The sequence below is a fragment of the uncultured Holdemanella sp. genome (genome assembly GCF_958348295.1).
Taxonomy (GTDB): domain Bacteria; phylum Bacillota_I; class Bacilli_A; order Erysipelotrichales; family Erysipelotrichaceae; genus Holdemanella.
The window spans coordinates 1-11,291 of sequence record NZ_CATVYQ010000059.1 but is presented as its reverse complement, the minus strand read 5'-3'; the positions used below and the strand labels follow the sequence as shown (position 1 = coordinate 11,291).

Annotated in this window: 18 protein-coding genes; all 18 read right to left on the bottom strand. The window is 33.8% G+C overall.

What is annotated here, in order from left to right:
• Nucleotides 1–201: hypothetical protein (locus tag Q3907_RS09565; RefSeq protein ID WP_301898113.1), on the bottom strand; the 201-nt coding region annotated here is incomplete at its 3' end.
• Nucleotides 194–553: a hypothetical protein gene (locus Q3907_RS09560; RefSeq protein ID WP_301898112.1), complete on the bottom strand. Its 360-nt coding sequence runs from the start codon at nt 551–553 to the stop codon at nt 194–196. The genes Q3907_RS09565 and Q3907_RS09560, both read right to left, overlap by 8 nt.
• A gap of 314 nt (nt 554–867) precedes the next feature.
• Nucleotides 868–1,341 (bottom strand): hypothetical protein, encoded by a 474-nt coding sequence (locus Q3907_RS09555; RefSeq protein ID WP_301898111.1) that lies wholly within the window; start codon nt 1,339–1,341, stop codon nt 868–870.
• Nucleotide 1,342: 1 nt separating this feature from the next.
• A complete protein-coding gene (locus Q3907_RS09550) occupies nt 1,343–1,495 on the bottom strand; it encodes a hypothetical protein (protein WP_217798976.1) in 153 nt (50 codons plus the stop codon).
• On the bottom strand, nt 1,496–1,681 hold the full coding sequence (locus Q3907_RS09545; RefSeq protein WP_195234928.1) for a hypothetical protein: 186 nt from the start codon (nt 1,679–1,681) through the stop codon (nt 1,496–1,498).
• A 75-nt stretch (nt 1,682–1,756) separates the two neighbouring features.
• Nucleotides 1,757–2,026: a hypothetical protein gene (locus tag Q3907_RS09540; protein WP_301898110.1), complete on the bottom strand. Its 270-nt coding sequence runs from the start codon at nt 2,024–2,026 to the stop codon at nt 1,757–1,759.
• Between the two features lie 268 nt (nt 2,027–2,294).
• Nucleotides 2,295–2,681, bottom strand: coding sequence for a hypothetical protein (locus tag Q3907_RS09535; RefSeq protein WP_301898109.1), 387 nt, complete (start codon nt 2,679–2,681; stop codon nt 2,295–2,297).
• Nucleotides 2,682–2,750: 69 nt separating this feature from the next.
• Nucleotides 2,751–3,191 carry a helix-turn-helix transcriptional regulator gene (locus Q3907_RS09530; protein ID WP_301898108.1) on the bottom strand — a complete coding sequence of 147 codons (441 nt, stop codon included), beginning with the start codon at nt 3,189–3,191 and terminating at the stop codon, nt 2,751–2,753.
• Between the two features lie 55 nt (nt 3,192–3,246).
• Entirely contained in the window at nt 3,247–3,699 is a 453-nt protein-coding gene (locus tag Q3907_RS09525) for a helix-turn-helix domain-containing protein (protein ID WP_301898107.1), read from the bottom strand.
• Nucleotides 3,700–3,866: 167 nt separating this feature from the next.
• Nucleotides 3,867–4,184, bottom strand: a complete 318-nt coding sequence (locus Q3907_RS09520) for a hypothetical protein (protein ID WP_301898106.1) — start codon at nt 4,182–4,184, stop codon at nt 3,867–3,869.
• A 38-nt stretch (nt 4,185–4,222) separates the two neighbouring features.
• Nucleotides 4,223–4,813, bottom strand: coding sequence for a hypothetical protein (locus Q3907_RS09515; protein ID WP_301898105.1), 591 nt, complete (start codon nt 4,811–4,813; stop codon nt 4,223–4,225).
• A 47-nt stretch (nt 4,814–4,860) separates the two neighbouring features.
• Nucleotides 4,861–5,538 carry a hypothetical protein gene (locus Q3907_RS09510; RefSeq protein WP_301898104.1) on the bottom strand — a complete coding sequence of 226 codons (678 nt, stop codon included), beginning with the start codon at nt 5,536–5,538 and terminating at the stop codon, nt 4,861–4,863.
• Between the two features lie 11 nt (nt 5,539–5,549).
• Entirely contained in the window at nt 5,550–6,233 is a 684-nt protein-coding gene (locus Q3907_RS09505; RefSeq protein ID WP_288028596.1) for a hypothetical protein, read from the bottom strand.
• 42 nt (nt 6,234–6,275) lie between these two features.
• Entirely contained in the window at nt 6,276–6,842 is a 567-nt protein-coding gene (locus Q3907_RS09500; protein WP_301898103.1) for a hypothetical protein, read from the bottom strand.
• Nucleotides 6,843–6,893: 51 nt separating this feature from the next.
• Entirely contained in the window at nt 6,894–7,262 is a 369-nt protein-coding gene (locus Q3907_RS09495; RefSeq protein WP_301898102.1) for a hypothetical protein, read from the bottom strand.
• A gap of 174 nt (nt 7,263–7,436) precedes the next feature.
• Entirely contained in the window at nt 7,437–7,601 is a 165-nt protein-coding gene (locus Q3907_RS09490; RefSeq protein ID WP_301898101.1) for a hypothetical protein, read from the bottom strand.
• A gap of 816 nt (nt 7,602–8,417) precedes the next feature.
• A complete protein-coding gene (locus Q3907_RS09485; protein WP_301898100.1) occupies nt 8,418–9,974 on the bottom strand; it encodes a relaxase/mobilization nuclease domain-containing protein in 1,557 nt (518 codons plus the stop codon).
• Between the two features lie 70 nt (nt 9,975–10,044).
• Complete coding sequence (locus Q3907_RS09480) at nt 10,045–10,983, bottom strand: hypothetical protein (protein ID WP_301898099.1); 939 nt, start codon at nt 10,981–10,983, stop codon at nt 10,045–10,047.
• Between the last annotated feature and the right edge of the window lie 308 nt (nt 10,984–11,291).

Below are 11,291 nucleotides of genomic sequence, written 5' to 3'. Positions count from 1 at the left end.
ATCCGTATTTTCTAAAACGATGCCTGCATATTGAAATACAGTATCCATATTCAACTCATTTTTGAATGCATAATCCAATATGGTTGCCACCATTGCACCAAGCTGTGCTTCATCCACATCGGCTTCAATCATACAGTGCATTTCATTTTCATTAACAGAACTTTTAAACAATCCCATCAACAATCTCTGATTTTCATTCATATCCTGCAACCTCCTCATCTTCATTCTTACGGTTTGGATTTTCTAAGGCATCAAGATACAGGAACAAGAAACTTAAATCATCGGTTAAAAGACTCATTGTTTCTTCTTCGTCCTTGTCTGTACACTTCAGCTGAGCAGTGTACTTAGACAGAAAATCCACCTGTTTCATGTTAAGCTTCCAGCTTACATGGACCTCATTCCATCCAAACAGTTTCTTCAACTCTTCCGCCATGCTCTCAGCAAGCTTTTTATCCTCTTCGTTTTCTGTTTTGAACTGGGAAACATGTTTCAACAACAGACTTACCTGATATTTATCCAATTCCCAGTAAACACAATTTTCATCGTTTTCCATCTATATCCCTCTTTTCCATCATTCATTTTCTAAATCTTCTTTAATATCTCTACCAGTAAGTTTTTTATATTTATCAGCTATTAGTTCACATTTCATTTGGACAATCCTATAAAGCCCTCTTTTTAGTCAAACTCAACAAATCTTGTATCTTTCACTTTCCCGCATTTCAAACACACAAGATACTGAGTCTCACCTCTGAGAGAATGAAACATCTCATTCTTTAGACACCAAGTAAATTCATGCTTACAGAATAATCTTTTAAAAAACCATTTAATTTTGTTTATCATCTGAACTCCTTCCAATTTATTTTTTCATCAGATCCATCCTAATTCCATCATCTGCCTGTAGATGGCTTTCAGCATCTTACCATCCGTCATCAACGCACGATTCATATTATCTGTATAAACAAACATTCCATTATAGAAATGCACCGTTAGGATGTCACATACATTGGCGGATTCCTTTTCGTACTTTATGTTTATGTCATCGTAGCAAACGGACTGATTTTTTCTGAAGCCAAGCTCTTTAAACAGCTGTTCTGCCGTCTTGCTTGGAATTGTTGGTGTACCTTTTACAAATTTCAAGAGCTTAATTTCATCTTTGTTCTGAACCAGTTTGCTGTGCATAGATTTTGCCTTTCGTTCTATGTAGTTGATGCAGTCCATGATGTTTTTGTCATCACCTATCATAGTTTCCAAAAATTCACAGCATTCACAGGTCGTCATGGTATCTTCACTCATATTCTTTTTCATTTCTGCTGTACTGATTTTATTGAACTGCTTTTCCATCTTATCCATTGCTCCGTACCGTTTTCTTTCTTTTTAGAAGTCTTTGATTAACCTGCTTCAAATGCTCAATATCCTTTTCAAGCAAGCGAATCCTTTCTAAAAGCTTCATATTCTCTTTTCGAAGACTCTTCAATTCAACATCATTACGTTCCATTTAAATCATTCCTTTTCTAAGCTTTTCATGTTTCCAGCGGTAACATGCTAATGCTTTTTTATAGGATGTATAGCCATACCCCTTTGCACTATCTACCACACGCCCTGTCATCGCATCCACGACCACATAACGTGTCTCTGATTCATTTGATAATCTATAACTTACTTCTACACGTACATCATTCATTATTTGTCCTCCTGTCTATGAATGGCATCCATAAAATAAATGTTTAATTTCATACCTGAATGGAATGGCTCAAATCTAGAGCCATCCATGTTCAATCAATACCTGATGAATTGCTTTGTGCAGTTCCATGTCTACATACGGATCCATATTTTTCCACTCTACAAGATTTTCAAACCAATGATAATGGGAAACTGAATAGTTCACATATCCAAGCCCATACGATTTGAAGAAAAATACTCTCCAAATTTCATTTTCAGTAATCCTTTGGTACACTACTTCAACTTCATTACAATGATTTTCCAATTTTTCGAATCCTAATTCATACATCATTTCATCTGCATTCATACTTGTTTCCTCCATTGTGATTGCCAATCTTGAAACTTTATCAAGTATCAGCTTATCGCCTTTACAATTTCTTCGTATCGAGGATTTTAGAAAAATACAAGGAGCAAGCGATAGCGAGACGCCGTAGGGCAGTCCTTGTATTTTGATAAAATACTCGATAGTACAAATAAAAACAAATAAGAAAAAATAAAAAAAATAAAAAGCGTCCGAGAAGCGGACGCAAAATCTGCCCGAGCATTCTGGATGCGAGGGCCAAAATCGCCTTGCCCTAAAAAAGATTCCTTCGTATCGAATGTCCAATCTTTTTCAGGATTCCAAATCTTGGACGTGATCCAACGCCCTTTGAATCATCCGTCTCCTGTAAAAAATAGACACCATCATCCTGCCCAAGAACTACAAATGTCCTGTCCGCTGTAGATACCATCTCCACTGGACTAAAATTTTGCAAGGCAGCGTTTTCTTCATCTCCAGATGGAACATAGCTGTTCATCACGGCATATCCATCTGGCGTATTCTTCACTACTGCTTCATTCATGCATTCAACATCTCTGTATAATATAAAACTTGGCCTTTGTGTAGCCTTATTTACGGCATATTGCTTGCCAATGCCAAAGCCAAGTCCAAAACTAACTACCAACCCTATAAAAATCCACATTACATTTCCTCCTGTGTCTGCTGTAAATAAAAAGATGGCAGTACTGCCATCTTTCAGTTTAATCATAAATTATTCTGAATCCTTATTATCTTCCCAAGGAAGATTGCAGATATCATCTCTAATAAATTTAAATAATGCTTCATTTAATTTTATTTTTGTCTCTAAAGAACCCATGTTAAAACACTGGTTCACTAAACGACTCATAATTTTATAGGAATACCTTAAATCTTTCTCATTAACACCATCCATTTTTGAAATCAAAAGCATTGTTTTTAAATCATCTATTTGATGAGATGTAATATTAGTAAAATAACACATATCCTTATCTAGAACAGGCGATATCAATTTAATAGTATCCACAGAAGCCATCCGTTCATTAATTAAGTAAGATCTCAACAAATTCTTATTAATGCCTGTAGAACTTGATAAACCATTTATTGATATGCCTTTGTCTTTCATAGCCTTATTTAGATATAAGCCAATATAATACGTTTCTTTGAGATTTGCCATTGATGCCCTCCTTTAAATGGATGGCAGTGCTGCCACCTTTCAGTTTAATCGTAAATTATTCTGAATCCTTATTATCTTCCCAAACTAGATTGCAGACCTCCTCTTTGATAAAGTTAAACAATGACTCATTAAATTTTTGCTTTCCGTCCATAGATAGTAAATTAAAAATCTGATTCACGAATCGGCTCATTGTTTTATAGGAATATCTCAAATCAATTTCATTAACCTCCTCTGGTTTTGAAATCAAATCTGTATTCAAAAGTGTTGCAGTCACATCCTTCTCCTTGAAAAAAGAATCCTCAAGGAAGAAATCTGTATCCTTATCTAAAGCTTTTGCTAATTTCTTAATAACATTTAATGATGGATTCTTTTCATATATCCGATAACATCTCAACAAATTCTTATTAATCCCTGTTAATTCTGACAATTCATCCATTGAAATATTTTTATCTTTCATTGCTCTATCCAAATAAAGACCAATTCCGTATGTTTTTGTCACATTTGGCATTCATTCATCCCTCCTTGAAATGGATGGCAGTACTGCCATCTTGATAAATCAACTGTTTGGATCAATATAATCCAATAGCATGTGGAAATGACAATATTCGTTTGGCTGATCTTTATGAACAATAATAAGAATCGGATAATAGTGCCTCTTCTGCATATCATGCAAGATTATATGCATTTCCTTATACATTGCTTTATTCCACTCAAAAATATCATCTCTTGGCATTCCACTCTGGCAAAATACAGATGATTCATATCATATTTCCATTGATTGTAGAAACCATCTTTAACGGATTTTCGCATTTTCAAATCAAACTTAAAGACACCTGTATCGTCAGGATTACCTATAGTGAAACATTCATCTCTTGCCGTATATTTATTTATCCATTTCTGTGCATTATCACTACGAAAAAGATAATTTAAATGACTATTGAAATGAGACTCGTTGTCAAATCCATAAATCTTTATGTTTTCGCCAAAATACATTTCATCGCCTCCTCACGATGCGTACAAATTCTTTAGAATCAATAGAAAATTTCGTATTCCACAAATGCAACCAATCCTCTGTAACTATAAGCGTGATATTCTCCTTCAATCGTTATACAAGATTCGCCTACTTTAAGAGTATCCATGTCTTCTATAGGATAAATATTAATTTTACCAATTAATCTAGTTCTACCATAAGGACGACCAATCAATTCCTCCATAGCATAACGAACTAGATCACGGTTAGGGTCATCTAAATTAAAGACAGCAATTTTTGTAGTTCCTTTTCCTGAATCGTTTGATATATATGTTCGACAACTATCGTTACCTGCAAAAATATCACCATCATCTGATTTTATGTCAAAGCAACGATTTTCAAACAAATCAAGTATTTTTTCCCGTGGATCAACATCAATATTTCCATACAAGTATAAATAGACATATAAATTATCAATCTCTTCTTGATTCATTACACACTTATAAAACTCATCATAATTACTGCATTTCTTCCATAAGTCTGAATAATCTTCAAGCTTTAAAATGGACAAACACATATTAAGCTTACATTCGCATTCACTATAAACGTTTTCTTTTAAAACATCATACATATACTCTAAATCTAACTTCATTTTTAACCTCCATTTTGACATATCATACTTTGTTATATTTGCACGCCTTATTCAATCAGATGTCCATCTAAATCACGTAGACAACATACTAATGCGAATCTAGAGTAATTGTCACTCCTCCATCCTTTCTGCATGCTTGCCAAATCAGAAAGTACTTTAAATGTATATGCTAAATCCTTCAAGATGTCCCAATAATCTTTGAAAAAACGATAAATCATCACAAATGGTATTTTTTGATCGCCTTTTTTTAGTACATCTATAAAGAATTCTAAAGCTTCTAAGCATTTTTTGTATTTAACATCACTATCTCGTTCATCATTGCTATTCTCCATAAAATTATTCTTTAGTTGAATCAAATAATCAATTAAATTTGAAGTAATAGAATCTTTATCAAACTCATCTTTATCTATAAATTTTTGCTCATCTATCGCAAACTCGATAAGTGGCAATAATGGAAGCCCCAAGGATTTCCATTTTATTCCTGCTGCATTGTAATTAAATACTGAAGAAAGAGTATCGCCAGAAGATTTCCCTTGATATAAATTAAGTATCCAGAATCTAATTTGTTCATTTTGTGTTAGAAAACTATCAAAAAGTCTTAACTCTAAAATAGCTGAAGGCTTTTTTCGCATACTTTTTGATTCATCACCGACCATTGCATCAATTAATTCTTTGTTTTCAACACAACTAAAAAGTAGATTTTTTTTCAATTCGCTAGATGCCATAACCTATCCCCTTATTCCAATTCATTTGACCAATTATCTGCTAAGTCACGCAAGCATTTGGTCAAAGTATATCTAGACTCACTAGTATTTCTCCATCCTTTTTGCATGCTTGCCAAATCAGACAGAGCTTCAAATGTATACATAGAATCTTTTAGATCATTCCAGTGCGTTTTAAAGAATCTATAAAAAGGAGCAAAATGTATTTTTTCATTTTCATCACTCAATTGCTCTATAAAACAATTTATAGCGTCTAATGCTTCTGTATACTTTAAACTATGCTGTTCATCATCCTTGTTTAACGAATCAAAAATTTCATGAATTGAATTCAAACATTTAATCAAGTGAGTTATTGGTTCTTTATCAACTTCGTATTTTTCCATAAATTTTTGCTCATCTATCGCAAACTCGATAAGTGGCAATAATGGAAGTCCACGAGATTTCCAGTTGAATCCTGCTGAATTATAATCGAAAATTGACGAAAGAATTTCTCCAGATGTACATCCCTTATACAATTCCGTTATCCAGAATCTTATCTGATTATTTTTTGTAAGCAATTCATCCATAACTGTCAACTCTATTATCGCTGAAATTTTTCTTCCAATAGAATTCGATTCATCACTTACAATATTATCCACCAATTCCTTTTTTTCTAAACTACTGAAAAGAAGAGTCTTTTTCAAATTATTCTCTGCCACACTATACCTCCTACAAAAAAGATGGCTGTACTGCCATCTTTATTAATATTCAACAAAAGCAATTAGGCCGTCATAATAATATGTAAAGTATCTGCCTTCTAATGTTTTACAGGGTTCATCCACAGTTGGATCGTTGCAATCATATGGATAGATATTAAACTTCCCATGTAAATAAGGTCCACGATGATAATCCATCATATCAGACATAATTCTAGAGGCAACACTATAATCAGAATCCGCCTTATTAAAAACTGCAACACGTGTAGTCCCATCACCATACCCATTTGGAATAAGAACTTGAAATTCTTCATTACCAACAAGAAGACTACCAACATCCGATGCTGTTTTGAAACAATGATCTCCAAATAATTCACGAACCCTGTACCAGTGATTACCTCTATCTTTTCCATACATTGAAATGGCACTGTAGATATCATTCAAACAGCATTCTTTATTCAAGACCCTTTTTTCAAACTCATCATAGTTTCTACAGCTTTCATAAAGCTTTGAATAATCTTCACAATCAAGAATACACGACTCTAAAAAGTGTGTACTACAATCTTTTGACATATTCTGTTTCAATACATCATCAATATTTTCTAGTTTCATTTTCGCCCTCCTGACAGCAATTCTAACTGTCATAACTGATTGATTTAATAATCATCTTTCATTTAAAATGTTTATCAAATCTTTCATTTCCTTCTCAGCTTTGCTTTTCTTTTTAAGATACAGCATGTTAATAGTATCCATATCCATATTTGTGAAAAAGGCATCTTCTTCATCTAAACCATACAACTCCTGTTCTTTTTTCGAGAAAGGCAGATTACTTTGATTGTGCCCATCTTCGTCAAGAACAAAAGAATAATCATCAGGAGTTCCACCTCCATTCTGTAGATTTGAATATTGAATATTGCCATGTGCATCCAGATACAATCTGTCATGTGCATCCGTTCCTACCATATGTATGACATCTGACGAGTTATCTTTAACATACAATGCAGGTAAACAAAAATATTCAAAGTTTATCAATATGTATCACCACCTTCATATAAATCTGTATATATACATTTATATCAATCTAAGAAAGATGAGCAGGCTCATGTTTTCTGCTCTGTCCAGAACACTGGCTTGTGGATCATTGTCCCATGTCTAAAAATTTCGATGAACCAGATTTTTGACATTCTCTTTAAAAATCTCAATCCATCACATGTTAAGATAGCCTGTCACAGCTAACGTTTGTAGCAACATGAAAAGGATACGTTGGAAAGCAGGAGTTTCACCTCCTACTGAGAGAATCATGTTACTACATCTTGAAATTAAAAAGTTGAAGGTTTCAGGAGTTGCACCTGATATTACTTGTACCTTCATAAACACCTCATGAAGAAAACATATAACTTGATATGTAGAATACGTACCTATGAAAAGAGAAAAAGCAATCATACAGTTCTCTTCATGAGTAGAATCATTCAACTTAAATGGCTTAGTCTTTAAAAGGAGAAAAACCTCCTTTGTATTTTAAATGAAGTCAAATGATTCATATCAATGTACAAATGCAAACGTGTTTATCGTAGAAGGAACTTACTCCTTATCATTATGTAGCATTTGTATATTGGAAAGATGTGTTTGAGGATCGTAGGAATTGCACCTACAGAACTCGTATCCTCATGTAGTGGCAGGCTCATGTTTTCTGCCGTGGTCATTTTTGATATCTGTCTGGCTGTTTATTAAAACTATTGGCGAAAAAGTATTACTTTCTATGATATCTCTAAGTCCAAAGGGGAGATGTATAGAACAGGTTCTAACAGATATCTGGATCGACTTCATGTTTAATGCTTATTCAATAGTTCCGGTGAGCAACTAATGAGAACAATCAACAACCACATGTCTTTCTCGTTTGGGTCGTGCATCGCAGGCGGTCGAACTACTAAGCACGGTGTGAAATGCGATGACTATCTGGATAACATCGCATTTATATTGGACTTACAGGCAAGCGGGAAAGCCACGTCATGCCATGCCAATTTCATATCAAGTATCAGCTCATCGCCTTTACAATTTCTTCGTATCATGCCTCGAAGATAAGAACAAGGGACAAGCGTTAGCGAGACGCCGTAGGGCAACCCTTGTTTGAATCAAGAGGCATGAAATTCAAATAACAAAAATAAAATCAATAAGAAAAATATAAACTTAGTGAACGTGTTCACTTCGTTCACGCTCGGATTTATACTGATTCTGATTATCAACTGTATTGATGCGTTCAGAATATAATCCAATCATTTTTTTCAGTTTCTCTTTTTTCTCAATCAGTGGATTCCTGTTTTCGGAGATAAACGTTTCAATTTCCTCATCAGAAATATCCATCACATTTTCGATTTTTTGTTCCGTCATCATTTCCACAGTATTGTCTACGTTTTGCAGAAGATGATTTACCTCATCAATTTGTTTCTGTAATTCATAACGTCTTGATTTTAATTTATCTATGTTCTCTCGATCGTGTTGAAGTAGATTTCTGTAGTTCATACGATCCATGACTTTCTGTACTTCTGTTGCTTTCCATCTAAAGTATGATTCCTGACGAACTGATTTGAATAACGTTGTTGTTGGATCGAACTTTACATTTGCACTTTCATAAAGATTTCTTCGTGCCTGCATTACTTTGTCAAAGTCTCCCTGCGAATCCAAAGCACTCTGTATATCTTGTGTGTTGATGATACGTCCATTGTTGTTAATCCGCTGCATAACATCTTCCAGTGTATAGCCCAATCCATCTTCATTGGGTTCCAGACGATTTGTACGAACTATATATTTGCTTTCTGGCATTCGGATACGCAGTCCTTTACGTTTCCCTTTTGTCTTGTCTTCAAATAACCTTTTCAGCTCTTCAGCATCCTTCAATCCTCTATATGCCATACCGGAATCAAATACACTAACATCTTTGTCAATCGGAATCGTAATTCGAGCTGTCTTGTCTTCTGTAAGCCATTCAAATTCTTCAGGCTCAACACGTACATATTGCCTATCATATGGAATACGCACCATGTAACTTCCGTCTTTCTCTTCATGAATCAGTTTCACATTGACAGTGAATTGGAAAACATTGGCATCTGTTGATTTCATATCATCATAAATTTTAAAGCCCATGCATTCCATATAATTTCTGAAGTCGTTGTATGATGCAACCTTTGGAATGACAGTATCCATGATTTTTTTTATAACGTCACGATTGTTGTCAGAATGTTCACCAAGCCATTCAAAATAAGTTTGACTTCTGTTTCGAGTTTCCTCTAAAACCGAGAAGCCATGTTTAACACAGATGCGGTCTGAAATTTCACGAAAACGTTTCTGATCTCGTTTCCAATAAATCTTCCACGGCTTACCATCATTCAAATAATAATTAACAGCAATGTGTGCATGAATATTATTTGTATTTGTGTGAACAGCAATAATATAATTTGCCTTACCATCTGAAATAGCATTTATCCATTCTTCAGCCAACATCATACAATCATCAGCAGAACCTTCACCAGAAAGCAAAGATAATTGAAAGTGATATCCTACAGATTCACTATGAGAATTGGTTTGACTTTTCTTCCATTTAAATGCTTCAGACATTGGCAATTCACTATTAGATGCAATCACATAATGACCGTTCTCTGTTTTAGATTCACCATTGCCAATATCTAAAATATAATTCACTAGATTAACAATGTTTCCTTTCATTGCCCAGCCTCTGGTCGTTGCCATAACCTATCACCTCCATTCAACAAAAAAAGCACACTCTAACGAATGTGCTAAGATGGCAGTACTGCCACCGTTAAATATGAATCTCTCTATTACCTACAGTTTTTAAGAAGTCAGGATCCGTCTCCTTTAATGTTGTTTTTACACATTCAAGGAGATGTCGCTTCTTGATATATTGAAAATATAAAGATTTATCTTTGGCTCCAATAAAATTTCTAAAATCTTTCCAGAGAGCAAACAAATCATCTGAAACTTCATCAAGTCTATCAAAATGTTCGTTCATCTCATTAAGAGTATAGCCTCCACTGCATTCCTTGTTTCTCTTGTTGATTTTATTAATAGCAGATCTAATCTGACGCATATTGCTTCCAATTTTATGAGTTAATCTTAAAAAATCATTATTCTCAGAAACACAGCATATCTCAGTATACATTGGATTCATACAACAATTAATGATATATTGGGTTACACTGATGGATAAAGATTTAGAAATATCATAAAGCATTTTATAAAATGAGTGTGACATTTTGATAAATACAAATTTATTTTTAACTTTGGGATTTAAATCATACTCATCAAAATAATCATTATAGAAAGGAATGACGGTATTTTGTGAACTATAGGAAAACACATCCTCTAGATTACTAGGTTCATTAACCCATAAATTTATGCAGGACTCGATTCTGTCAATTTGTTCTAAAAAAAAATCGTCATGAAAAATTAAATCAAGACGATTTGTATCTAAAGATTTTTTGTATAACGAGTTCAATTCAAAAGCTATCGTATTTTCCATATCAGCAATCTGAGTAAAAGTATTCATAAAATCAACTGGGAGTTCCCTACTACAAACAACATAAAACGAATCAGATAAACACCGTTCCCTTATGAAGTTAGATTTAGAGACTCCAAAAAAATCAGAGCAACTATTCAAGTAGTCAAATAAATTATCTGATACACGAATTGAAATTCTTACATCCTTTTTTTCTGTTCTTTTTAAGTTATAGTTCTTCATATCAAAAAAAAATACCAACACACAAAAAAGGCACAAGATATTTCCTGTGCCTTTATTTGCATTCCTTTACAGTTTATTAGCACAGGTCAAAAAAGTACACAAGACATAAATTCAACATTTCTGCTCTAACTTGATGACTTCTTCAGAAATAGAAAATAGAACTGCATAAAAATATTTAGATCAAAAAACAATTTAAAAGTTACGAAGGGGTTTGGGGATGAAATCCTCAAAAAATAAAATGTGTGTACAACACATTTTTGACTTTGTATGCACAGGTATCGCAAGGACTTTGTATGCACAAAGTCCTT

Bases quoted from the DNA above. Each gene is read 5' to 3' on its own strand.
- Q3907_RS09560 (WP_301898112.1), bottom strand. From the start codon at position 553: ATGGAAAACGATGAAAATTGTGTTTACTGGGAATTGGATAAATATCAG.
- Q3907_RS09555 (WP_301898111.1), bottom strand. From the start codon at position 1,341: ATGGAAAAGCAGTTCAATAAAATCAGTACAGCAGAAATGAAAAAGAAT.
- Q3907_RS09550 (WP_217798976.1), bottom strand. From the start codon at position 1,495: ATGGAACGTAATGATGTTGAATTGAAGAGTCTTCGAAAAGAGAATATG.
- Q3907_RS09545 (WP_195234928.1), bottom strand. From the start codon at position 1,681: ATGAATGATGTACGTGTAGAAGTAAGTTATAGATTATCAAATGAATCA.
- Q3907_RS09540 (WP_301898110.1), bottom strand. From the start codon at position 2,026: ATGAATGCAGATGAAATGATGTATGAATTAGGATTCGAAAAATTGGAA.
- Q3907_RS09535 (WP_301898109.1), bottom strand. From the start codon at position 2,681: ATGTGGATTTTTATAGGGTTGGTAGTTAGTTTTGGACTTGGCTTTGGC.
- Q3907_RS09530 (WP_301898108.1), bottom strand. From the start codon at position 3,191: ATGGCAAATCTCAAAGAAACGTATTATATTGGCTTATATCTAAATAAG.
- Q3907_RS09525 (WP_301898107.1), bottom strand. From the start codon at position 3,699: ATGCCAAATGTGACAAAAACATACGGAATTGGTCTTTATTTGGATAGA.
- Q3907_RS09520 (WP_301898106.1), bottom strand. From the start codon at position 4,184: ATGTATTTTGGCGAAAACATAAAGATTTATGGATTTGACAACGAGTCT.
- Q3907_RS09515 (WP_301898105.1), bottom strand. From the start codon at position 4,813: ATGAAGTTAGATTTAGAGTATATGTATGATGTTTTAAAAGAAAACGTT.
- Q3907_RS09510 (WP_301898104.1), bottom strand. From the start codon at position 5,538: ATGGCATCTAGCGAATTGAAAAAAAATCTACTTTTTAGTTGTGTTGAA.
- Q3907_RS09500 (WP_301898103.1), bottom strand. From the start codon at position 6,842: ATGAAACTAGAAAATATTGATGATGTATTGAAACAGAATATGTCAAAA.
- Q3907_RS09490 (WP_301898101.1), bottom strand. From the start codon at position 7,601: ATGAAGGTACAAGTAATATCAGGTGCAACTCCTGAAACCTTCAACTTT.
- Q3907_RS09485 (WP_301898100.1), bottom strand. From the start codon at position 9,974: ATGGCAACGACCAGAGGCTGGGCAATGAAAGGAAACATTGTTAATCTA.
- Q3907_RS09480 (WP_301898099.1), bottom strand. From the start codon at position 10,983: ATGAAGAACTATAACTTAAAAAGAACAGAAAAAAAGGATGTAAGAATT.